Here is a 21,906-nt window from a genome sequence, read left to right as displayed (position 1 = left end):
GCGTCCCTCGGTCCCTTGTGGCACGGCGCGTTCGGGGCGTCAGGCGCGGCCGCCGTCCGGCGGCCGCTCAGAACCGAGTATCTCTAGGAGTACGGCCATGGCCGTCGTCACGATGCGGGAGCTGCTGGAGAGCGGCGTCCACTTCGGGCACCAGACCCGTCGCTGGAACCCGAAGATGAAGCGTTTCATCTTCACCGAGCGCAACGGCATCTACATCATCGACCTGCTCCAGTCGCTGTCGTACATCGACCGCGCCTACGAGTTCGTCAAGGAGACCGTCGCGCACGGCGGCTCCATCATGTTCGTCGGCACCAAGAAGCAGGCGCAGGAGGCCATCGCCGAGCAGGCGTCCCGCGTCGGCATGCCCTACGTCAACCAGCGCTGGCTGGGCGGCATGCTCACCAACTTCTCCACGGTCTACAAGCGCCTGCAGCGCCTGAAGGAGCTCGAGGAGATCGACTTCGAGGACGTGGCCGCCTCCGGCCTCACCAAGAAGGAGCTCCTGGTCCTCTCCCGTGAGAAGGAGAAGCTGGAGAAGACCCTCGGCGGTATCCGCGAGATGCAGAAGGTGCCCAGCGCCGTCTGGATCGTGGACACCAAGAAGGAGCACATTGCCGTCGGTGAGGCGCGCAAGCTCCGCATCCCGGTCGTCGCGATCCTGGACACCAACTGCGACCCCGACGAGGTCGACTACAAGATCCCGGGCAACGACGACGCGATCCGCTCGGTCACCCTGCTCACCCGCGTGATCGCCGACGCCGTCGCCGAGGGCCTCATCGCCCGCTCCGGCGCCGGTGCCGCCACCGGTGACAAGGCCGAGGGCGAGCCGCTCGCCGCCTGGGAGCGCGAGCTCCTCGAGGGCGACAAGGCCAAGGCCGACGAGTCCGCCGCCGAGCCGGCCGCCGCTGAGGCCGCTCCGGCCGAGGCCGCCACCGAGGCGCCCGTCGCCGAGGCCGCTCCGGTTGAGGCCGCTCCGGCCGAGGCCGCTGCCGAGACCGCCGAGGCGCCGGCCGCCGACGCCGAGCAGGCCTGAGCCTCGCTCGCCTTCCGATGCGTGTGCGGACGGCGGGGGCTCCGGCCCCCGCCGTCCGCACATAGAACCGCCGGACTCACCGGATTCACCGACTTCCGAGAAGAGACTGACAGACATGGCGAACTTCACCGCCGCCGACGTCAAGAAGCTCCGCGAGCTCACCGCCGCGGGCATGATGGACTGCAAGAAGGCGCTCGAGGAGGCCGAGGGCGACCTGGACAAGGCCGTCGAGATCCTCCGGGTCAAGGGCCAGAAGGGTGTCACCAAGCGCGAGGGCCGCTCCGCGTCCAACGGCGCCGTGGTCTCCCTGATCGCCGGTGACAACAGCGAGGGTGTCCTCGTCGAGCTCAAGTGCGAGACCGACTTCGTCGCCAAGGGTGACAAGTTCGTGGCCGCCGCCGACGCGATCGCCGCGCACGTCGCCGCCACCAAGCCGGCCGACCTGGAGACCCTGCTCTCCTCCGAGATCAAGGACGGCCAGTCCGTCCAGGCCTTCGTCGACGAGGCGAACGCCACCCTCGGTGAGAAGATCGTCCTGGACCGCTTCGCGCAGTTCACCGACGGCTTCGTCGCCTCCTACCTGCACCGCACCAGCCCGGACCTGCCCCCGCAGGTCGGTGTCCTGGTCGAGCTGGACAAGGCCAACGCCGAGGTCGCCAAGGACGTCGCGCAGCACATCGCCGCCTTCGCCCCGACCTTCCTGTCCCGTGAGGACGTCCCGGCGGAGACCGTCGAGAACGAGCGCCGCGTCGCCGAGGCCACGGCCCGCGAGGAGGGCAAGCCCGAGGCCGCCCTCTCGAAGATCGTCGAGGGTCGCGTCAACGGCTTCTTCAAGGAGAACGTCGTTCTCGAGCAGGCCTTCGCCAAGGACAACAAGAAGAGCGTTCAGAAGGTCCTCGACGAGGCCGGCGTCACGCTGAAGCGCTTCGCCCGCTTCCGCGTCGGTGTCTGAGCGTCCTAGCCGCGCAAGCGATTGACCGGCGACCCCGCTAGGGTCGTACGCAGCCTGCCGTTCACCGGCGGCCGGCCGCAGTTGTGACGAGGAGGCCATTGCTACAGGGAACGATCACGAACCCTCGGCAATGGCCTTCTTCGTACGTGCACGAGGAGATCTCCATGGATCAGGGCGCCGACAAGGCCCACAACACCAACGGCGACGGCTCCAACGCCCAGCGCCGGTACCTGCTCAAGCTCTCCGGAGAGGCTTTCGCCGGCGGCGGGGGACTGGGTGTCGACCCCGACGTCGTGCACAAGATGGCCCGCGAGATCGCGGCGGTCGTCCGCGAGGGCTACGAGATCGCCGTCGTCATCGGCGGCGGCAACTTCTTCCGCGGCGCAGAACTCCAGCAGCGCGGTATGGACCGGGCACGCTCCGACTACATGGGCATGCTCGGAACCGTGATGAACTGCCTTGCCCTCCAGGACTTCCTGGAGAAGGAGGGCATCCAGTCGCGCGTGCAGACCGCGATCACCATGGGGCAGGTCGCCGAGCCCTACATCCCGCTGCGGGCCGTGCGCCACCTGGAGAAGGGCCGCGTCGTCATCTTCGGCGCCGGCATGGGCATGCCCTATTTCTCCACCGACACCACTGCCGCGCAGCGCGCCTTGGAGATCGACGCCCAGGCGCTGCTGATGGGCAAGAACGGCGTCGACGGGGTCTACGACTCCGACCCGCGCAAGAACCCCGACGCCGTGATGTTCGACGTCCTGGAGTACTCCGACGTCATCGCCCGCGACCTGCGCGTCGCGGACCTGACGGCGATCACGCTCTGCCAGGACAACAAGCTTCCGATCCTCGTCTTCGAGCTGCTCGCGGAGGGCAACATCGCGCGGGCCGTGAAGGGTGAGAAGATCGGCACGCTCGTCAACGACACGGGCGCCCGCTGACGGACGACGCCGGCCGCAACCCGGCCGGCGATCCGCCCGGAACGGGGATGGACAACAGGCTGCCGGTCGGACACCGTGCAGGGAAGACGCGCGCAGGGGCCCGGATTGGATGGCTCCGCCTTCTGAAGACCAGGAGCACATGGTGATTGAAGAGACCCTCCTCGAGGCCGAGGAGAAGATGGAGAAGGCCGTCGTGGTCGCCAAGGAGGACTTCGCCGCGATCCGTACCGGCCGTGCCCACCCGGCGATGTTCAACAAGATCGTGGCGGACTACTACGGTGCCGCGACCCCGATCAACCAGCTGGCCTCCTTCGCGGTGCCCGAGGCGCGGATGGCCGTGATCACCCCCTTCGACAACTCGGCGCTGCGCAACATCGAGCAGGCGATCCGGGACTCCGACCTCGGCGTCAACCCGACGAACGACGGCCGGATCATCCGGGTGGTCTTCCCGCAGCTGACCGAGGAACGCCGCAAGGACTACATCAAGGTCGCCCGCGGCAAGGCGGAGGACGCGCGGATCTCGGTCCGCAGCGTGCGCCGCAAGGCCAAGGAGACCCTCGACAAGCTGGTCAAGGACGGCGAGACCGGCGAGGACGAGGTGCGCCGGGCGGAGAAGGAGCTCGACGACACCACGCACAAGTACGTGGCGCAGATCGACGAGCTGCTCAAGCACAAGGAATCCGAGCTGCTCGAGGTCTGATCCCCGGCATCTGGTTCCGGCCCCCGGGCCGGAACCGGCCGCGCCGGGCCGCCGAGCCCCGGCCCTGCTCCTCCGCCCACTCACCCCACCTCCGACCGACCCGGACCGGACGAAAACGCGAGGCGAATCTCCGTGAACGACTCTTCCTGGGGGGCTTCGCCACGCGCCGGCTCCTGGGGAGGCGAGGACGAAGGGGCCACTCGTATGAGCGGCCCCTTGTTCCGCGACGATGCCCCCGAACCGGCGGACCACTCCGCGCGGCCCGATCGCCCCGCGCCGCATCAGGCGGCCCCGGGCGGCCCCGCGAAGAAGAGCGCCGGGCGCAACCTGCGCGCCGCGATAGGGGTCGGCGTCGGCCTCGGTGTTGTCATCCTCGCCTCGCTCTTCATCGTCAAGGCCGTGTTCGTCGCGGTCGTCGCGGCGGCGGTGGTGGTGGGGCTGTGGGAGCTGACCTCGCGGCTCGCGGAGCGCAAGGGGATCAAGGCACCGCTGATCCCGCTGGCCGTCGGCGGCGCGGCGATGGTCGTCGCCGGGTACGCGCGCGGCGCGGAGGGCGCGTGGGTGGCGATGGCCCTCACCGCGCTCGCCGTCCTGGTCTGGCGGATGGTCGAACCCCCGGAGAACTACCTCCGCGACGTCACGGCCGGCGTCTTCGCCGCCTTCTACGTACCGTTCCTGGCCACCTTCGTGGTGATGATGCTCGCCTCGCACGACGGTCCGTGGCGGGTCTTCGTCTTCCTGCTGCTGACGGTCGTCAGCGACACCGGCGCGTACGCGGTGGGGTGGCGCTTCGGCACGCACAAGCTGGCGCCGCGCATCAGCCCCGGCAAGACCCGCGAAGGCCTGGTCGGGGCCGTCACCTTCGCGATGGCGGCAGGCGCGCTGTCCATGCAGTACCTGATCGACGGCGGTCGCTGGTGGCAGGGTCTGCTGCTGGGCCTCGCCGTTGCGGCCAGTGCCACCCTCGGCGACCTCGGCGAGTCGATGATCAAGCGCGATCTCGGCATCAAGGACATGGGCAAGCTGCTGCCGGGCCACGGCGGCATCATGGACCGCCTGGACTCGCTCCTGCCCACCGCGCCCGTGGTGTGGCTGCTCCTGGTGATCTTCGTCGGCTCCGGCTGAAATCCGCCGCGCGGGGATGCGATCAACGGCGTCCTGGGGTGGACTTGATCAACCCCCCTGGACGCCGAGCCACTGGAGCGAGCATGGCCGCGAAGCCCTTGGTACCGCCCTTCACGCGGGAGACCGCCATCCAGAAGGTCCGCATGGCCGAGGACGCCTGGAACTCCCGCGACCCCGTGAAGACCTCGCTCGCCTACTCGCCGGACAGCCGCTGGCGCAATCGCGCGGAGTTCGTCAACGGGCGGGACGAGATCGTCGCGTTCCTCACCCGGAAGTGGAACCGCGAGCTGGACTACCGCCTGATCAAGGAGCTGTGGGCCTTCGACGGCAACCGGATCGCCGTCCGTTTCGCCTACGAGTCCCACGACGACTCCGGCAACTGGTACCGCTCCTACGGCAACGAGAACTGGGAGTTCGACGACCAGGGCCTGAACTGTGTCCGCCACGCCTGCATCAACGACCTGCGCATCGACGAGTCGGAGCGGGCCTACCACTGGCCGCTCGGACGCCGCCCCGACGACCACCCGAGCCTGTCGGACCTGGGGTTCTGAGCCGCGCGGACCGTGCCGCGGCACGTGTGCGGTGCGCCTGGGGCACGCCCGTGGCGGACCCGTGCTGGCCCTGCGATCCTCGTCCGGCTAATCTCGAACATGTGTACGAGTTGCCATCGGATCTGGAACGTCTGCGGGTGATCCGGCTGTACCTCCAGCTGCAGATCGACGCCGTGGACGCCAGGATCCGGAAGGCGGAGGCCGGCGTCCGCCCCCGACGGCGACCCGCCCCCGCCCGGGCCTGGCGCCTCCAGAGCGTTCCCGATCCCCAGGGCGGCCCCGGCCGCGGCGTCGTCCACCGCGACGACTGCCGCGTCCCCGGCGGGGGGCGGCTCAGCGCCAAGGAGTTCGAGATCGCGCTCGGCATGCCCGAGGTCGGCGTGTGCGGGATCTGTCGTCCGGACCGCGGCGCCCTCAGGTCCTGACGGGGTGCTGCGCGCCCTGCGCCTTCCGGGCGCGGCGCTCCGACTCGACCGCCGCGGCGCCGGCGCACACGACCGCGCCCAGGGCGAAGCCCACGGCGGCCGGGTTGACGTAGCCCGGCACGGACGCGGCCGTGTAACTGCCCCCGTCCTTCGTCTCGCAGACGAAGCCGAGCGGCACGTACTCCACGCGGTAGCCCACGACGTGGAGCGCCCGGTCCCACGGACCCGGCGACCTGCAGGGTCGCAGCGGCGCTGAATCGGTGCCGCCGTCCTCCGCCTCGATGACGGCTCCCGCGACGTGCATCAGGCCCCAGGTGTACATTGCGACCGCGCAGGCGCCGAGCAGTGCCGCGCCGCTCTTGAGCCGTACCTCCCGCCCGGCGCCGCGCACCCCGGACCGGCCGAGGGTGCCGAGGCCGTAGCCGGCCAGGCCGAGGACGGCGATGAGGCCGGCGGGGACGAGCAGCAGGAGGACCATCGGGCGAGTCCATCAGCGCGGGAGCCGGACGGCTGTGACGGAGCCCACAGTTCCGGCAACAGGGCTGTCACGGTGTGCGCGGTCCTGAACGGTCCCCGCGTGGGGCGGTGTTGGGGGCTGGACCGGGTCTGTCAGGTACGGCGGACGGCGGCCTTGCGCAGGCCGTGGACGGCAGCGCCGGCGGCGATCACGGCGGCGCCCGTGAGGACCGAGGCCACGGGGAGCGCGAAGGCCAGCACGAGGCAGCCCGCCGCGCCGACGATCGGCACGGCGCGGACAGGACGGCCCTCGGCGGGGCTCAGCGTCCAGGCGGAGGCGTTGGCGACGGCGTAGTAGACCAGCACCCCGAAGGACGAGAAGCCGATCGCGCCGCGCACGTCCGTGGTCGCGGCCAGGACGGCGACGACCGCGCCGACGGCGAGTTCGGCACGGTGCGGGACCTGGAAGCGGGGGTGGACGGCGGCGAGCGCGTGCGGCAGGTGCCGGTCGCGGGCCATCGCCAGCGTGGTGCGCGAGACGCCCAGGATCAGGGCGAGCAGCGAGCCGAGGGCGGCCACCGACGCGCCGGCCCGCACGACGGGCGCCAGCGCGGGCACACCGGCCGCGTGGACGGCCTCGACCAGGGGCGCGGCGGTGCGGGCGAGGCCGCCGGGGCCCAGGACCAGCAGGACGCACACGGCGACGGCCGCGTAGACGACCAGGGTGATGCCGAGTGCCAGCGGGATCGCCCGCGGGATCGTCCTTTGGGGGTCGCGAACCTCCTCGCCGAGGGTGGCGATGCGCGCGTACCCGGCGAAGGCGAAGAACAGCAGCCCGGCCGCCTGGAGGACCCCGCCGAAGGAGGCGTCGGCGCCGACGTCGAGGCGGGCCGTGTCCATGGCGCCGGAGGTCAGGCAGGCGGTGACCACGATGGCGAGCACCGCGAGGACCACGGCGACGATGGCCCTGGTCAGGAGCGCGGACTTCTGCACCCCGGCGTAGTTCACCGCGGTGAGGGCGACCACCGCGGCGACCGCGACGGCGTGGGCCTGGCCCGGCCACACGTAGGAGCCCACGGTCAGGGCCATCGCCGCGCAGGAGGCGGTCTTGCCGACGACGAACCCCCACCCGGCCAGATAGCCCCAGAACTCCCCGAGCCTCTCGCGGCCGTACACGTAGGTGCCGCCCGACTGCGGGTAGCGGGCCGCGAGCCTGGCCGAGGAGGTGGCGTTGCAGTACGCCACCACGGCCGCGAGGGCGAGGCCGAGCAGCAACCCGGAGCCGGCCGCGGCGGCGGCCGGGGCGAGTGCCGCGAAGATCCCGGCGCCGATCATCGACCCGAGCCCGATCAGCACGGCGTCCGACACCCCAAGGTGCCGCTTCAGCTCCCCGCTGCCCGTGGCGGCCGACGTGCTCATCACTCACTCCCCAGTCCACCGGTGCCCGAACCGGTCAGGATTGCCGTACCGGCGCACGATAGCGGCACGAGATGGACGGCCCCTGACAGCGGCCGCGCAGCGGTGTGGGGCCGCTGCCCCGGACCGTCCCCGGCGTGCCTGCCGGATCGTGCCGAACGATCGCCGCCGTTGGGCCAGGGGATTGGGAACGGGTTCAGCGTGACCCCACTGCCGCGCGCACGGAGATCGGGGTGGTAACCCCCCAGCCCCGCAGCCGGGTTGTATTGGGGGAGCAGGGTCCCGGGAGTGCCCCACCGTGCTTCTGGTCCGCGTCACGAAAATCCGAGCGACACCGTGCGGCGGGCTTCAGTACCGTCGGCCGCATGGACGCAGACTCCGCCGACCTGACGTGGCGACCGCTCACCATCGGGGACGCGAAGGCGTCGGCCGACCTCCTCAAGGCCATGGAGGCCGAGGACAGGACCGGCGAGCACTACGAGGAGGAGGACACCCTCCAGGAACTGGTGGATCCCTACGCGGACCTGCAGCGTGCGAGCCTCGCCGCCTTCGACGGCGGCCTGATGGTCGGCTACGTGAAGGCCGCCTACAAGCCGACCGCCGAGGACATACACCGGGTCATGGTCGACGGCGGGGTGCACCCGGACTACCGCCGCCAGGGCGTCGGCACCGCGTTGCTCAAGGCTGGGACAGCGGGCGCGAAGGCGTTGCATGCGCAGCATCACCCGACACTGAAGCTCGTGGTCGAGGCCCAGCAGTGCGAGCACATCCCCGGCGCGGCCCAGCTCTTCCGCTCCCAGGGGTTCGCGCCGGCCCGCTACTACCAGTCCATGGAGCACCCGCTGCGCGACGCGATCCCGGACACGGCGATCCCGGACGGGTTGCGGGTCGAGCCGTGGTCGGAGCAGAACGACGAGGAGTTCCGGATGATCCGGAACGAGGCGTTCAAGGACCACTGGGGCACCGTCCCGGTGCCCGCGGACGCCTGGAAGAACAAGATCACCAACCACAGCTTCCGGCCCGAGGTCAGCTTCCTGCTCCGGGACGTGGCGAACGGAGCCCCGGCGGGCATGCTGGTGACCATGTCGTGGGACGCCGACACGGCGGCCACCGGCGTGCGCGAGGCCTACTTCATGCTCATCGGGACGCTCCGGGAATACCGCAAGCGCGGAGTCGCCGGCGGGCTGATCGCGCACGCGCTGCGCAACGCCGCCGACCAGGGCTACGGAAAGGCGGGCCTGAGCGTGGACTCGGCGAATCCCAGCGGGGCGTTCGGCATCTACGAGAAGGCCGGGTTCGCGCCCAAGGAGCGGTCCGTGCGGTGGGCGCTCGACGTCCAGTGAGCGGGGTGCACGATGTCGCGATCATCGCCCTTATTTTTTGGACGCACCCGGCGTCGCTCACGCCCCCGTCCGTGCCCCGCAGGGGGTAGGCCAGGGGGCACCGGTGTTCCGATGCTCTGGGCCGCCGCCACGGCGCGAGCCTCCGAGATCCGGGCTCACGTCGGGCTGTCGCGGGCAAGGCAACGGCGAGTCAGCCCGATGCGCGGACAGCGTTGGCTGAGCGGTTCCTACTCGGGTCGAAAGACCTGCGCCAATCCTTGGGCAGTGTCTCTTATCTCTGGCGCCAGACCCAGAGCGGTGCGGTAGGTGACGCCGGACACGGTTATCCCTTCGCCCAGCCGGGACAAGGGGAGTTGTTGTGTCTGCCCATCAGTAGGTCCCCCGACGAACGTGACAAGGACATAGACGGAGCTGGGGTCCACCGACGGTCTCACCACTGAGTTCGCCGTGTCGTTGGCGGGATGGGGTGGAGCACTCGACTTACTCATGGCGGCCCCGCACCCGACCACGGTGAGGAGCAACGCGACACAGCCCGCTGCACGGAATGATTGCACGGCAACATTTTCTCAGTGGGTGACGACGATGCCGCCCTGCGAAGCCGCGCGATGGACGCGGGCAACCGCGGTCCGGTTCGCGGCGGTTGACGTGCCGCATGCGTGCCTGATGCACACGGGTGCAGCGGGGCCTCGGGTCGCCGAGCCGGTTCTGGGCGCTGGAGAATCGCGCGACCGACGTGAGAGGCGGCCTTCCCTTGGAGCACCCCTGTGCACACCGCCGTTCCGCTGCCGCGAGACGAAGAGGCCGGCAGGAACCTGCTTGGCCCGGCAGCCATTCCGCGGGGGCGCTCATCGATCAACCGCCCGTACTTTGTAGGCACCGGGCGCGGCTTGAGCTCCCTGGCGCGATAAATCGCCCGAGTCTCCTCTTCTACGGGATCGAATCGTAGGTGCTTGCGGATTCCCATTTCTTTTCGAACTGGTCCCTGAAGAATGTGTACCAATCACCGTCGTTGCGCCGAGTCACAGTGAAGGTGGGGCGTTGCCAATGATTGGCCCGGAAGGTGGCGAGGCGCATGATGATTTTCCCCCGGTCTGTCGAGGGATCTGAGGCGATCACCGTGTAGTGCGGCACATGGGTCAGGGTCCTGATTTCCAGCCTTCCGGAAACGGGACTGGCCGGCGGTTCCACGAGCCTCCTGAGATTGCCTTCCAGGTTGGCACTGAGATCGCCGGCGCTCCGGTTGGCGGCTTCACTGGCCGCGATGGCCATGGCTGGGCTGTTCGGCGCGATGACGAGGATCCTGACGTTCAGGCCCGCGGTGACGGCTCTCCTCAGTTCCTGTTCGTACGACGCCAAGTGCAGTTCAAGTGTCCAGCCGTGGAGCCACAATTCACGGGAGGACGAGATCATCTCCTTGATCTCGTCGGCGTCGTCCACCTCACTGAAGAAGCGGTCAGCGTTCGATCGAGCGAGCCCTGCGAGAGACTCGTTGATCCTGTCGCCCTGTGAGCGAATTCTGAGAAGTGAGAAACCCACGAGAGCCAGCACCGCCAGAACACCGGAAGTAATGACTTCCTGCGAAGTCTTCCCGACCAGTCCTAGAACGCCGAATGCGACGGCTGCGACCAGCGTCACGTAGAGGTCGAGACTGTGCATCACGCTGCGTACGGTCCGCGAAAATCGGGAACCCGAATCGGACATGCCGCCCCCCTGGGAAGAATCTCTCCAGGAGGGTTGTCTCCAGTGGCGGGTGCCGTGAATCATCCAGCACGCCGAGCCAGGGCCGGCCCACGGCTACCAGCGATGGCAGAGGACGCTGGGGCCCCGCTTTTCACTCAAGCCCATGTGCCCGAGCACCAGACGCCGTCCCTCGGCCGTGCAGAATCGGCTGGTGCTGACAGGGGACACCTGAGGGTGACGGGAGCCTCACCCATCTGACCTGGGCCGCCCCAAACGATCTGCGACACTGGACGGACCATGCCTGCACCCGGAGAACTCACTTTCGTCGCGCCGCGCGCCGCCAAGAAGCCGCCGCGGCACCTTGCCGACCTCACGCCCGACGAGCGGCGGGAGGTGGTCGCGGAGCTGGGGGAGAAGCCGTTCCGGGCCAAGCAGCTGTCGCAGCACTACTTCGCGCGGTACGCCGACGACCCGGCCGCGTGGACGGACATCCCGGCGGCGTCGCGCGGGAAGCTGGCCGAGGGGCTGCTGCCGGATCTGATGTCGGTCGTGCGGCACAGCAGCACGGACAACGACACGACGCGCAAGACGCTGTGGCGGCTGTTCGACGGGACGCTGGTCGAGTCGGTGCTGATGCGCTACCCGGACCGCGTGACGATGTGCATCAGCTCGCAGGCGGGCTGCGGCATGAACTGCCCCTTCTGTGCGACCGGGCAGGCCGGCCTGGACCGGAACCTGTCCACCGGCGAGATCGTGCACCAGATCGTCGCGGGCATGCGCGCGCTGCGTGACGGGGAGATCCCGGGCGGCCCGGCGCGCCTGTCGAACATCGTCTTCATGGGCATGGGCGAGCCGCTGGCCAACTACAAGCGTGTGGTCGGCGCCATCCGCCGGCTGACCGACCCCGAGCCGGACGGGCTGGGGCTGTCGCAGCGGGGCATTACCGTCTCCACGGTCGGCCTCGTGCCGGCGATGCTGCGTTTCGCGGACGAGGGCTTCAAGTGCCGCCTCGCGGTGTCGCTGCACGCGCCCGACGACGAGCTCCGCGACACCCTGGTGCCGGTCAACACGCGCTGGAAGGTGCGCGAGGTGCTGGACGCCGCGTGGCACTACGCGGACGTGTCCGGGCGCCGCGTGTCGATCGAGTACGCCCTGATCCGGGACATCAACGACCAGGCGTGGCGCGCCGATCTGCTGGGGCGGCTGCTCAAGGGCAAGCGCGTGCACGTCAACCTGATCCCGCTCAACCCGACGCCGGGCTCGAAGTGGACGGCGTCGCGGCCCGAGGACGAGCGGGCGTTCGTCGCGGCGCTGGAGGCGCACGGCGTCCCGGTGACCGTGCGGGACACCCGCGGCCAGGAGATCGACGGGGCCTGCGGGCAGCTGGCGGCTTCCGAGCGCTGAGCGGCGCTTGCTAGGGTGGCGGTCGTTTGCGGCCGTTTGCCCTGAACGGCCTGAACGATCGACAACAGAACATCCGACAGGGGAGCGCACACAGCGCTGAGAGTGCGGCACGGCCGCAGACCCTCGAACCTGATCCGGGTCATACCGGCGTAGGGAGTCACTTGATGAGCACCATCCGTCGGCGTGCCGCCGGCACCGCCCTCGTTGTCGCGCTCGGCGCGGCGTCCCTCGCGGCCTGCGGCGAAGGCGGCGATTCCGCCGGCGGCGGTTCCAAGACCGTCACCCTCGTCAGCCACGACTCCTTCGCCGCCTCGAAGGCCGTGCTGAAGGAGTTCACGCGGCAGACCGGCTACACGGTCAAGGTCCTGCGCGGCGGCGACGCGGGCGCGGCGGTCAACCAGGCCGTGCTGTCCAAGGGCAACCCGCAGGGCGACGTCTTCTTCGGCGTCGACAACACCCTGCTCTCCCGCGCCCTGGACAACGGCCTGTTCACCCCGTACGAGGCGAAGGACCTGGACAAGGTGCCCGCCGCCCTGCAGCTCGACGCCGCGCAGCACCGTGTCACGCCCGTCGACTTCGGCGACGTGTGCGTCAACTACGACCGCGCCTGGTTCACCGCGCACAAGGTGCCCGTTCCCGAGACCTTCGACGACCTGGTCAAGCCGGAGTACAAGGACCTGCTGGTCACGGAGAACGCCGCGACCTCCTCCCCGGGCCTGGCCTTCCTGCTCGCGACCACCGCCAAGTACGGCGACGGGGGCTGGCAGGACTACTGGACCAAGCTGAAGGCCAACGGCGTCCAGGTCGTCGACGGCTGGGAGCAGGCCTACTACGACAACTTCTCGGGCGCGGGCGGCGGCAAGGGCGACAAGCCGCTGGTCGTGTCCTACGCCTCCAGCCCGCCCGCCGAGGTGCTCGCGCTGAAGGAGCAGCCCGCGCAGGGCCCGACCGGCGTGGCGACGGCCACCTGCTTCCGGCAGATCGAGTTCGCCGGGCTGCTGGACGGCGCGAAGAACAGCGAGGGCGGCAAGGCGCTGATCGACTTCCTGCTGAGCCGCGCCTTCCAGGAGGACATGCCGCTCAGCATGTTCGTCAACCCCGCCCGGGACGACGCGAAGCTGCCCGAGGTCTTCACCAAGTACGCGCCCGTGATCAGCGGTTCGGCCACCGTCGAGCCGAAGAAGATCGCCGCGAACCGTGAGCAGTGGGTCAAGACGTGGTCCTCGCTCGTGCTGAAGTGACCGGAGCGGCCCGGCGCAGGGCGGCCGCCCTGCGGCCGCACGCCGTGCGGCTCGGCCTGATGGCCGTGCCGGCCGCCTTCTTCGCGGTGTTCTTCGGCTACCCGGTCGCCGCCATCGTCACCCGCGGGCTCCGCGAGGGCGGCCACTGGCGCCTGGACCGCTTCGCGGACGTGCTGGGCGATCCCGACATCCTGCACGTGCTGTGGTTCACCTGCTGGCAGGCGGCCGCCTCGACCGCGCTGACCCTGGCGGTGGCCCTGCCGGGCGCCTATGTGTTCGCGCGCTTCGACTTCCCCGGACGGCATCTGCTGCGGGCGGTGGTGACCGTGCCCTTCGTGCTGCCGACGGTCGTCGCCGGGTCGGCGTTCCTCGCGCTGCTGGGGCGGGGAGGGCTGCTGGACGAGCTGTGGGGGGTGCGCCTGGACACCACGGTGTGGGCGATCCTGCTGGCGCACGTCTTCTTCAACTACGCCGTGGTCGTACGGACCGTGGGCGGCCTGTGGGCGCAGCTCGACCCGCGGCAGGAGGAGGCCGCGCGCGTGCTGGGCGCCGGGCGGTTCGCCGCGTGGCGGCGCGTGACGCTGCCCGCGCTCGCGCCGGCCGTGGCGGCGGCCGCGGTCATGGTGTTCCTCTTCACCTTCACGTCCTTCGGGGTCGTGCAGATCCTCGGCGGACCCGCCTACTCCACCCTGGAGGTGGAGATCTACCGCGAGACCGCGCAGCTGCTCGACCTGCCGACCGCGGCCGTGCTGACGATCGTCCAGTTCGCCGCCGTCGTCGGCATCCTGGCCGTGCACGCACGGACGGTACGCCGCCGCGAGAGCGCGCTGCGGCTGGTCGACCCGGCCGGGACGGCCCGGCGGCCGCGCGGCGCGGGCGAGTGGGGGCTGCTGGCCGGGACGCTCGCGGTGGCCGCGCTGCTGATCCTGGTGCCGCTCGGCGTCCTGGCCGAACGGTCACTGGACGGGCCTACGGGATACGGCCTGGACTTCTACCGCGCGCTCGGCTCCTCGGACGGCAGCGCCGGCACCTTCGTGGTCGCGCCCGTGAACGCCGTGTGGAACTCGCTGGAGTACGCGGCCGCGGCCACCGCGATCGCCCTGGCCGTCGGCGGTCTGGCGGCGGCCGCGCTCACCCGGCGCGCCGGGCGGTTCGTCCGCGGCTTCGACGCGCTGCTGATGCTGCCGCTGGGCACCTCCGCCGTCACCATCGGCTTCGGCTTCCTCATCACCCTCGACGAACCCCCGCTGGACCTGCGGTCCTCGTGGATCCTCGTGCCGCTCGCCCAGGCCCTGGTCGGGGTGCCCTTCGTGGTGCGCACCATGCTGCCGGTGCTGCGTGCCGTGGACGAGCGGCTGCGCGAGGCCGCCGCGGTGCTCGGGGCGTCGCCCCCGCGCGTCTGGCGCGAGGTGGATCTGCCGCTGGTGCGGCGGGCCCTGCTGGTGGCGGCCGGCTTCGCCTTCGCGGTGTCCCTCGGCGAGTTCGGGGCGACGGTCTTCATCGCGCGGCCCGACAACCCCACGCTGCCGGTCGCGGTGGCCCGGCTGCTGGGGCGGGCCGGCGAGCTCAACTACGGGCAGGCGATGGCGCTGAGCACCGTGCTGATGCTGGTGTGCGCGGGTGCGCTGCTGGCGCTGGAACGACTGCGGGTCCGCACGATCCGCGGCGACGAGAGGCCGGGGGAGTTCTGATGGCCCTGCTGCGACTGGACGGCGCCACAGTGCGCTTCGGCGGACGGCCCGTCCTGGACGCCGTGGACCTGGAGGTCGCCGAGCACGAGACGGTGTGCGTGCTCGGGCCCAGCGGCGGCGGCAAGTCCACGATGCTGCGCGCCGTGGCCGGGCTGCAACCGCTGGACGCCGGGCGCGTCCTGCTCGGCGGCCGGGACCAGACGGGCGTTCCGGCGCACCGCCGCGGGGTGGGCCTGATGTTCCAGGACCACCAGCTCTTCCCGCAGCACGACGTGGCGGGCAACGTCGGCTTCGGCCTGCGGATGCGCGGCACGGGACGGGACGAACGCGAACGCATGGTAGGGGAGTTGCTGGAACTGGTGGGGCTCCCCGGCGCGCAGCGGCGCGCCGTGGCCTCCCTGTCGGGCGGTGAGCAGCAGCGGGTCGCGCTGGCCCGCGCGCTCGCGCCGGAGCCGCGGCTGCTGATGCTGGACGAGCCGCTCGGGCAGCTCGACCGGGGCCTGCGCGAGCACCTCGTGGTCGAACTGCGCCAGCTCTTCCGCCGGCTCGGCACGACCGTGCTGGCCGTCACCCATGACCAGGGCGAGGCCTTCGCGCTCGCCGACCGGGTCGTCGTCATGCGCGACGGGCACGTCGAACAGGCCGGGACGCCGCTGGAGGTGTGGCGGCGGCCCGCGTCGGAGTTCGTGGCCCGCTTCCTCGGCTTCGGCAACGTACCGGCCGTGACCGTCACCGGCGACGCCGCCGACACCCCCTGGGGCAAGATCCCCGTACCGCCCGGATCACCGCAGGGGCCCGGCCGGCTCCTGGTGCGCCCGGCCGGGGTGCGGCTCGTGCCGGTCGAGGAGGGGCTGCCCTGCGCGGTGGCCGCCCGCACCTTCCGCGGCGACCAGGTCACGCTGCTGCTGGAGCCCGCCGACGGGCCGCGCCTGGAGGCCTCGTGCGCCCTGCGCGACGCGCCGTCCGAGGGCGCGACGGTCGGCATCGCCTTCGCCCCCGACGAGGTCGTGCTCCTCGGGACGTGAGGCCCGGGGCGCCGGCCCCGATGGGGACCCGGATCCCGGGTGCGCCGCCGTCGGCGCGAGGCGGTGTTCGTCTCCGGCGCCGCGCGCGTGCCAGCGCCCGGGCCGGTCCTCGTCGGGAACCGGCGGCCCATGGGCGCAACTGCCCTCGCGGCCAGGACCGGTGCCGGGTTCGCCGTGCGGGACGGACGTGTTGAAGCGGGCGTTGCATCGGTGCGTTCGGCGGGTGGCCGAGCGCGTGTCCTTGGGGCCGTGCCCCGTCGGACAGCCCTGATGTGGTGGCGCAGCTCGCGCCCGCGCGCCGGGTTCGCCGTGCGGGACGGGCGTGTTGAAGCGGGCGCCGCAGCGGTGCGTTGGGCGGCGGCCGAGCGCGTGCCCTTCGGGCCGTGAGGTGGCGGTACGGAGCCGCCGGCCGTCGGGATCCCGTGCCCGGCGCCGCAGGGCTGTGAGCGCCTTGCGCAAGCCGGGCGGCCCGCTCTCACCGGGCAGGCCCGGCTCGATGGCGTCCGCCGGCCGCCGTACGGCCGCGCCCACCCGGGAGAGGGCCCCGGCCCCCGCGTCGCGGGGGCCGGGACGCGGGCCTACTGGTTGCCGTCCGCCGAGAGGCGGGCCAGCGCCCTCGGGGCGTCCTCGATGGAGTCCACCAGGGCGATGCGCGGCGCCATGCTGCGGCCCTCGGCGAGGGCCTGGAGCAGCGGCCAGGCCGGGAGGCGGGTCGTCCAGTGCTCCTCGTCGACCAGCACCATGGGGCGCGGGACGCCGTTCGACTCGTAGTAGTTGGGCGTGGTGTTGTCGAAGATCTCCTGCACGGTGCCGGCCGCGCCCGGGAGGAAGACCACGCCCGCCGTGCAGCGGGCCAGCAGGCCGTCCTCGCGGGTGGCGTTGGCGAAGTACTTGGCGATGTGCGCGGCGAAGGCGTTCGGCGGCTCGTGGCCGTAGAACCAGGTCGGCACGCCGACGGAGACGCCCCCTCCGGGGTAGCGGTCGCGCACGGCGAAGACCGCGCGGGCCCAGTCGGTGATGGAGGGCCGGAAGGAGGGGACCTGGGCGAGGGTGTCCAGGGCGTCCTTGAGCATCGCGTCGTCGAAGGGGGCCGCGTACGCGCCGAGGTTGGCCGCCTCCATGGCGCCGGGACCGCCGCCGGTCGCCACGGTCAGGCCCTCGCGGGCCAGCGCCCTGCCGAGCCGGGCGGCGCCCGCGTAGGCGTCGGTGCCGCGGGCCATGGCGTGGCCGCCCATCACGCCGACGACACGGGATCCGGCGAGGAGTTCGTCGAAGGCGTCGGAGACGGCGTCGTCGTGGATGCTGCGGAGCATCGAGGCGAAGATGTCGCCCGTGCCGCGGGTGCGCAGGAACCACTGGTACGCGTGCGCGTCGGGCGTCGCGTCGTACCCGTCGGGGCCGGTCAGGCCCTCGTACAGGGCGTCCGGGGTGTAGAGCGAGCCCCGGTACGGGTCGAAGGGCAGCTCCGGCACGGGCGGGAAGACCAGGGCGCCGGTGGAACGCACATGGGCGGCGGCCTCGGGCTCCATCGGGCAGCCGAGGAACACGGCCTCGGCGGTGTCCGCGGAGAGCAGGGCGAAGGTACGGGTCGTCAGATCGACCGACTGCACGCGGTGTCCGCGCAGGGAGCCCGACGCGGCGACGCGGTCGAACTCGTCCAGGGTCTCGATCTCGGTGTCGCGGGGCGGCTGTTGCACGCCCGCCACCCTAGCGAGCGCCCGCGGACGGGTCGGGGGCGGGGGATGGGGGCGCCCGGTTCGAGGAGGGGAATCGGGCGCCCCGGTCCAATGGGGCCCGGACGGTGCCGGGCCCGGGGCCCACTACGGCAGGGGGAGAGTGCCGAGGTGGGAGACCAGCCAGGTGACCGGGGCCACCAGGACGAGCGCGGTGGTCGTCCGCAGGGTGGCGGCGGAACGCAGCAGGGAGGCGGGGGCGCCGAGGCGGGTCAGCGCCGACGTCGAGGGGCGCCGGGCCCGCCGGGCGTCGACCGTCGCGGTGAGAGCGGTGGCGGCGGCCGCGACGGCGACGAGCGTGGCGCCGAGGACGGTCAGCGGCCCCAGCGGCCGGACACCCGCGTCGAGCCGGGCCGTCGTGGCGAGCCCGGCGGCGCACACGGCGCACAGCACACCGAGCGGCCGGCCGACGCGCGGGGCCTCCTCCTGAAGGGCGCGCCCGGCGAGCAGGCGCAGCGCGGTCGGCCGGCAGGAGGCCAGCAGGCGGCCGCACTCGTGGAGCAGCCCCGGCATGGCCAGGACCAGGCCGATGGCGATGAGGATCCAGCCGCCCGCCACGGCCGGGGCGATCCCGCCGAGTCCGCCCGGCAGCGGGAGGAGCGTGCCCGCCGGGGTCCGGCGCGCGTCGTGGGCGGCGGTGATCTCGACGGCGAGGCCGATCGTGGTGAGCGCCGCGCCCCAGGGCAGTCCGGTGGGCGGCGTGCGCACGACCGTCTCGTCGGTGGCCGCGGTGCGCGCCGCCCGCAGGCAGTACGCGGTCGCCACGGCGCAGACCACCGGCACCAGGGCGATCAGGGTGAGCGCCCCCACCAGCGGCAGCGGGCGGTCCGCGCCCAGCGGCCCGGCGAGGGCGCCGCCCAGCGGGGAGCCGGGCAGGTCGCCGCGCAGGTGCAGGAAGGCCAGCAGCGCGAGCAGGACCCCGAGCCCGGTGCTGAGGGCGGTGCTCGCCGCGCCCAGCAGCGGCAGCCCGTGCCGTCCGAGCCCGGCCGCGGACAGGCCGGCGTGCAGCCGCCCGCTGGGCTCGGTGCGCGCGACGAACACCGACAGGTGGACGGTGGCGGCGAACGGCACGGCGCACCACGCGAGCCGGATCAGCCCGCGGCCGGTGTCCCCGGGGTGGACGAGGGCGTGGCCCAAGGTGGCGAGCAGCAGGAAGCCGGTGCCGGCGGCCGCCGCGACGACAAGGGCCCGGCGGGCGAGGACGGCCGGCCGCGAGCCGAGCGCTACACGGAGGCTGAGCACGAGTCGGCGCCCTCTCGGTCCTGCTGCGGCATGCCCGCGACGGGGCGCCCGTCGACAAGGGTGATGACCCGGTCGGCGAGCGAGACGACCTCGGGTTCGTTGGACGCCAGGACGACGGTGATGCCGTGCGAGCGCGCCGCGCTGGTCAGCATGCGCAGCACCTGGGAGCGGTCGGCGCGGTGCAGCGGGGCGGTCGGCTCGTCCGCGAAGACCACGGCCGGCCGGTTGACCAGGGCCCTGGCGATCGCGACGCGCTGCCGTTCGGCCTGCAGCAGCTGGCCGGGGCGCTTGCGGGCGGCGCCGCCGATGTCGAGGCGGTCCAGCCAGTCCTGGGCGGCGGTGCGGGCCGTGCGGTAGGGGATGCCGGCCAGCAGCAGCGGCAGCGCCGCGTTCTCACGGACCGTCAGCTCGGGCAGCAGTTGCGGGGTGCTCTCGACCCAGCCGAACCGCTCGCGGCGCAACCGCTCGCGTGCGGCGCTGCCCAGGGTGTGCACGGGTGCGCTGTTGAACCACACCTCGCCCTGCTCCGGCAGCAGTTCGCCGGACAGGCAGCGCAGCAGGGTCGTCTTCCCGGCGCCGTGCGGGCCGAGGATGCCGAGGATCTCGCCCTCCCGCACGCCCAGGGACACACCGAGCAGGGCGGGTGAGCGGTCGTGCGTGTGGCGCAGGCCGCGGGCCCACAGCACGTCGTTGTCGGGTGGGTTCACGTTGGCCTCTAACGAACGCGGGGAGTCCGGGTCACTGCGGGCACGCTACGCGCCAGGACCCCCGGGGCCGCGCTTCCCGAGGGCTGTTCCCGCACGCGGCCACCCGTGCGGCCTACGCCGGCCGCCGGTGAGTGGGCCGAAGGGGCCCGGCGGTGCCGAAAGGCGGGGGCACCCCCAGCCGTCAGGCTGGGGGTGCCCCCGACACCGGCTGGAGCGCCCCGGAGGCGAACCGAGCCCTGAGAAGACGTCAGAGCTTGGTCCAGGCCTCCGTCAGCACCGTGCGCAGCACGCCCTCGATCTCGTCGAACGTCGACTGGTCGGCGATCAGCGGCGGCGCGAGCTGGACGACCGGGTCGCCGCGGTCGTCGGCGCGGCAGTACAGGCCGTTCTCGAAGAGCGCCTTGCTGAGGAAGCCGTACAGGACGCGCTCGGTCTCCTCGTCGGTGAAGGTCTCCTTGGTGACCTTGTCCTTCACGAGTTCGATGCCGTAGAAGAAGCCGTTGCCGCGGACGTCGCCGACGATCGGCAGGTCGTGGAGCCGCTCCAGGGTGGCGCGGAAGGCGTCCTCGTTGTCGAGCACGTGCTGGTTGAGCTGCTCGCGCTCGAAGATGTCGAAGTTGGCGAGGGCGACCGCGGACGACACGGGGTGGCCGCCGAAGGTGTAGCCGTGCAGGAAGGTGTTGCCGCCCTTGTAGAAGGGCTCGGCGATGCGGTCGGAGATGACGCAGGCGCCGATGGGGGAGTAGCCCGAGGTCATGCCCTTGGCGCAGGTGATCATGTCCGGGACGTAGCCGAACTTGTCGCAGGCGAACATGGTGCCGAGCCGGCCGAAGGCGCAGATGACCTCGTCGGAGACGAGCAGCACGTCGTAGCGGTCGCAGATCTCGCGCACGCGCTGGAAGTAGCCGGGCGGCGGCGGGAAGCAGCCGCCCGCGTTCTGCACCGGCTCCAGGAAGACGGCCGCCACGGTGTCGGGGCCCTCGAAGAGGATCTGCTGCTCGATCTGGTCGGCCGCCCAGCGGCCGAAGGCCTCGGGGTCGTCGCCGAAGATCGGGGCGCGGTAGATGTTGGTGTTGGGCACCTTGAACGCGCCGGGGACCAGCGGCTCGAAGGGCGCCCGCAGGCCGGGGAGGCCCGTGATGGACAGGGCGCCCTGCGGGGTGCCGTGGTAGGCGACGGCGCGCGAGATGACCTTGTACTTGCTCGGCTTGCCCTTGAGCTTGAAGTACTGCTTGGCCAGCTTCCACGCGGTCTCGACCGCCTCGCCGCCGCCGGTGGTGAAGAAGACCTTGTTCAGGTCGCCGGGGGCGTAGTCCGCGAGTCGTTCGGCGAGCTCCACGGCCTTGGGGTGGGCGTAGCTCCACACCGGGAAGAAGGCGAGTTCCTGCGCCTGCTTGTAGGCCGTCTCGGCGAGCTCGACCCGTCCGTGGCCGGCGTTGACCACAAAGAGGCCCGCGAGGCCGTCGATGTACCGCTTGCCCTTGTCGTCGTAGATGTACGTGCCCTCGCCGCGCACGATGGTCGGCACAGGGGCGTTCTCGTACGACGACATGCGGGTGAAATGCATCCACAGGTGGTCGTACGCGGTCTTTGAATGGTCCGCGCTCATGACTATCTGGTTCCCCAGGTGTAGGTCTGCTTCCGGAGCTTGAGGTAGACGAAGCTCTCGGTGGACCGCACGCCGGGCAGCGTGCGGATTCGCTTGTTGATCGTCTCCAGGAGGTGGTCGTCGTCCTCGCAGACGATCTCGATCAGCAGATCGAAGGAGCCCGCGGTGACGACGACGTACTCGACCTCCGTCATCGCGGCGAGCGCGTCGGCGACGGGGTCGATGTCGCCGTCGACGGTGATGCCGACCATGGCCTGCCGCCGGAATCCCACGGTGAGCGGGTCGGTGACGGCGACGATCTGCATGACGCCCTGGTCGAGCAGCTTCTGGACGCGCTGGCGCACGGCCGCCTCGGACAGGCCCACGGCCTTGCCGATGGCGGCGTACGGACGCCTGCCGTCCTCCTGGAGCTGCTCGATGATCGCCTTGGAGACGGAGTCGATCACAAAGGTGCCGTTGGCGCCCCTGGGATCCGGAGTACGAGTGGCCACGGACACACTGTGCATGAGAGGTCAGCAGTCGCGCAAGCCCCAATCAATGAAATCCGCAGTTTTGAGGCCTCAAACTCACGGAATCCATTGTCGCGGAGTTTCGGCTATGTCGAATACCGCAGTGCTGTGGGTACTCTGGGGGCGTCT

20 protein-coding genes and 1 riboswitch are annotated in these 21,906 nt (G+C 71.6%); of the genes, 12 read left to right on the top strand and 8 right to left on the bottom strand.

Annotated features, from left to right (window positions below):
• Window positions 1-97: 97 nt before the first annotated feature.
• The 7 genes from rpsB (at window position 98) to ACIP64_RS26125 (ending at window position 5,721) form a co-directional block, all read left to right on the top strand.
• A complete protein-coding gene (gene rpsB, locus ACIP64_RS26155; protein ID WP_401591358.1) occupies window positions 98-1,033 on the top strand; it encodes a 30S ribosomal protein S2 in 936 nt (311 codons plus the stop codon).
• 115 nt (window positions 1,034-1,148) lie between these two features.
• Window positions 1,149-1,985: a translation elongation factor Ts gene (tsf, locus tag ACIP64_RS26150; RefSeq protein WP_401591355.1), complete on the top strand. Its 837-nt coding sequence runs from the start codon at window positions 1,149-1,151 to the stop codon at window positions 1,983-1,985.
• Window positions 1,986-2,149: 164 nt separating this feature from the next.
• Complete coding sequence (gene pyrH, locus ACIP64_RS26145; RefSeq protein WP_401591353.1) at window positions 2,150-2,920, top strand: UMP kinase; 771 nt, start codon at window positions 2,150-2,152, stop codon at window positions 2,918-2,920.
• Between the two features lie 142 nt (window positions 2,921-3,062).
• Window positions 3,063-3,620, top strand: coding sequence for a ribosome recycling factor (gene frr / locus ACIP64_RS26140; protein ID WP_401591525.1), 558 nt, complete (start codon window positions 3,063-3,065; stop codon window positions 3,618-3,620).
• Between the two features lie 132 nt (window positions 3,621-3,752).
• Entirely contained in the window at window positions 3,753-4,745 is a 993-nt protein-coding gene (locus ACIP64_RS26135; protein WP_401591350.1) for a phosphatidate cytidylyltransferase, read from the top strand.
• Between the two features lie 83 nt (window positions 4,746-4,828).
• Entirely contained in the window at window positions 4,829-5,296 is a 468-nt protein-coding gene (locus ACIP64_RS26130) for a DUF1348 family protein (RefSeq protein WP_401591347.1), read from the top strand.
• Window positions 5,297-5,397: 101 nt separating this feature from the next.
• On the top strand, window positions 5,398-5,721 hold the full coding sequence (locus tag ACIP64_RS26125; RefSeq protein WP_401591344.1) for a DUF6233 domain-containing protein: 324 nt from the start codon (window positions 5,398-5,400) through the stop codon (window positions 5,719-5,721).
• Here ACIP64_RS26125 and ACIP64_RS26120 read toward each other — a convergent pair.
• Complete coding sequence (locus tag ACIP64_RS26120) at window positions 5,711-6,199, bottom strand: hypothetical protein (RefSeq protein WP_401591341.1); 489 nt, start codon at window positions 6,197-6,199, stop codon at window positions 5,711-5,713. The two genes, ACIP64_RS26125 and ACIP64_RS26120, sit on opposite strands and share 11 nt — an antisense overlap.
• 131 nt (window positions 6,200-6,330) lie before the next feature.
• Entirely contained in the window at window positions 6,331-7,596 is a 1,266-nt protein-coding gene (locus tag ACIP64_RS26115; protein WP_401591339.1) for an APC family permease, read from the bottom strand.
• A gap of 362 nt (window positions 7,597-7,958) precedes the next feature.
• Here ACIP64_RS26115 and ACIP64_RS26110 point away from each other — a divergent pair, with 362 nt between their 5' ends.
• Entirely contained in the window at window positions 7,959-8,936 is a 978-nt protein-coding gene (locus ACIP64_RS26110; RefSeq protein ID WP_401591336.1) for a GNAT family N-acetyltransferase, read from the top strand.
• Between the two features lie 927 nt (window positions 8,937-9,863).
• Here the strand turns inward: ACIP64_RS26110 and ACIP64_RS26105 are convergent.
• Complete coding sequence (locus tag ACIP64_RS26105; protein ID WP_401591333.1) at window positions 9,864-10,595, bottom strand: hypothetical protein; 732 nt, start codon at window positions 10,593-10,595, stop codon at window positions 9,864-9,866.
• Between the two features lie 318 nt (window positions 10,596-10,913).
• Between ACIP64_RS26105 and rlmN the strand changes: the two genes are divergently transcribed.
• The 4 genes from rlmN to ACIP64_RS26085 all read left to right on the top strand — a co-directional run bounded on the left by rlmN (window position 10,914) and on the right by ACIP64_RS26085 (window position 15,977).
• Window positions 10,914-12,020, top strand: a complete 1,107-nt coding sequence (rlmN, locus tag ACIP64_RS26100) for a 23S rRNA (adenine(2503)-C(2))-methyltransferase RlmN (RefSeq protein ID WP_401591331.1) — start codon at window positions 10,914-10,916, stop codon at window positions 12,018-12,020.
• A 68-nt stretch (window positions 12,021-12,088) separates the two neighbouring features.
• A riboswitch (TPP riboswitch) is annotated at window positions 12,089-12,193 on the top strand.
• Complete coding sequence (locus ACIP64_RS26095) at window positions 12,185-13,261, top strand: thiamine ABC transporter substrate binding subunit (RefSeq protein ID WP_401591329.1); 1,077 nt, start codon at window positions 12,185-12,187, stop codon at window positions 13,259-13,261. (Overlaps the previous riboswitch by 9 nt.)
• Window positions 13,237-14,952, top strand: a complete 1,716-nt coding sequence (locus ACIP64_RS26090; RefSeq protein ID WP_401591327.1) for an ABC transporter permease — start codon at window positions 13,237-13,239, stop codon at window positions 14,950-14,952. Before ACIP64_RS26095 ends, ACIP64_RS26090 begins: the two co-directional genes overlap by 25 nt.
• Window positions 14,952-15,977, top strand: a complete 1,026-nt coding sequence (locus tag ACIP64_RS26085) for an ABC transporter ATP-binding protein (RefSeq protein ID WP_401591325.1) — start codon at window positions 14,952-14,954, stop codon at window positions 15,975-15,977. Before ACIP64_RS26090 ends, ACIP64_RS26085 begins: the two co-directional genes overlap by 1 nt.
• A 578-nt stretch (window positions 15,978-16,555) precedes the next feature.
• On the opposite strand, the gene ACIP64_RS26080 is transcribed toward ACIP64_RS26085, so the two are convergent.
• The 5 genes from ACIP64_RS26080 to ACIP64_RS26060 all read right to left on the bottom strand — a co-directional run bounded on the left by ACIP64_RS26080 (window position 16,556) and on the right by ACIP64_RS26060 (window position 21,774).
• Window positions 16,556-17,683 carry an LOG family protein gene (locus tag ACIP64_RS26080; protein WP_401591322.1) on the bottom strand — a complete coding sequence of 376 codons (1,128 nt, stop codon included), beginning with the start codon at window positions 17,681-17,683 and terminating at the stop codon, window positions 16,556-16,558.
• 114 nt (window positions 17,684-17,797) lie between these two features.
• Complete coding sequence (locus ACIP64_RS26075) at window positions 17,798-18,952, bottom strand: hypothetical protein (RefSeq protein ID WP_401591320.1); 1,155 nt, start codon at window positions 18,950-18,952, stop codon at window positions 17,798-17,800.
• Window positions 18,934-19,659: an ATP-binding cassette domain-containing protein gene (locus ACIP64_RS26070; protein WP_360911245.1), complete on the bottom strand. Its 726-nt coding sequence runs from the start codon at window positions 19,657-19,659 to the stop codon at window positions 18,934-18,936. Before ACIP64_RS26070 ends, ACIP64_RS26075 begins: the two co-directional genes overlap by 19 nt.
• A gap of 247 nt (window positions 19,660-19,906) precedes the next feature.
• Entirely contained in the window at window positions 19,907-21,268 is a 1,362-nt protein-coding gene (locus ACIP64_RS26065) for an aspartate aminotransferase family protein (protein WP_360911247.1), read from the bottom strand.
• A gap of 2 nt (window positions 21,269-21,270) precedes the next feature.
• A complete protein-coding gene (locus ACIP64_RS26060; protein WP_401591315.1) occupies window positions 21,271-21,774 on the bottom strand; it encodes an Lrp/AsnC family transcriptional regulator in 504 nt (167 codons plus the stop codon).
• Window positions 21,775-21,906 lie beyond the last annotated feature (132 nt).

The sequence above is a fragment of the Streptomyces sp. NPDC088733 genome, assembly GCF_044751185.1.
Taxonomy (GTDB): Bacteria; Actinomycetota; Actinomycetes; order Streptomycetales; family Streptomycetaceae; genus Actinacidiphila.
Note: the sequence above shows the minus strand (reverse complement) of the source record. Positions and strands in the feature narration are given on the sequence as shown.

Coding starts and splice junctions, on each gene's coding strand:
- ACIP64_RS26060 (WP_401591315.1), bottom strand. CDS start 21,774: ATGCACAGTGTGTCCGTGGCCACTCGTACTCCGGATCCCAGGGGCGCC.
- ACIP64_RS26130 (WP_401591347.1), top strand. CDS start 4,829: ATGGCCGCGAAGCCCTTGGTACCGCCCTTCACGCGGGAGACCGCCATC.
- ACIP64_RS26110 (WP_401591336.1), top strand. CDS start 7,959: ATGGACGCAGACTCCGCCGACCTGACGTGGCGACCGCTCACCATCGGG.
- ACIP64_RS26065 (WP_360911247.1), bottom strand. CDS start 21,268: ATGAGCGCGGACCATTCAAAGACCGCGTACGACCACCTGTGGATGCAT.
- rpsB (WP_401591358.1), top strand. CDS start 98: ATGGCCGTCGTCACGATGCGGGAGCTGCTGGAGAGCGGCGTCCACTTC.
- rlmN (WP_401591331.1), top strand. CDS start 10,914: ATGCCTGCACCCGGAGAACTCACTTTCGTCGCGCCGCGCGCCGCCAAG.
- ACIP64_RS26085 (WP_401591325.1), top strand. CDS start 14,952: ATGGCCCTGCTGCGACTGGACGGCGCCACAGTGCGCTTCGGCGGACGG.
- ACIP64_RS26120 (WP_401591341.1), bottom strand. CDS start 6,199: ATGGTCCTCCTGCTGCTCGTCCCCGCCGGCCTCATCGCCGTCCTCGGC.
- ACIP64_RS26115 (WP_401591339.1), bottom strand. CDS start 7,596: ATGAGCACGTCGGCCGCCACGGGCAGCGGGGAGCTGAAGCGGCACCTT.
- pyrH (WP_401591353.1), top strand. CDS start 2,150: ATGGATCAGGGCGCCGACAAGGCCCACAACACCAACGGCGACGGCTCC.
- tsf (WP_401591355.1), top strand. CDS start 1,149: ATGGCGAACTTCACCGCCGCCGACGTCAAGAAGCTCCGCGAGCTCACC.
- ACIP64_RS26095 (WP_401591329.1), top strand. CDS start 12,185: ATGAGCACCATCCGTCGGCGTGCCGCCGGCACCGCCCTCGTTGTCGCG.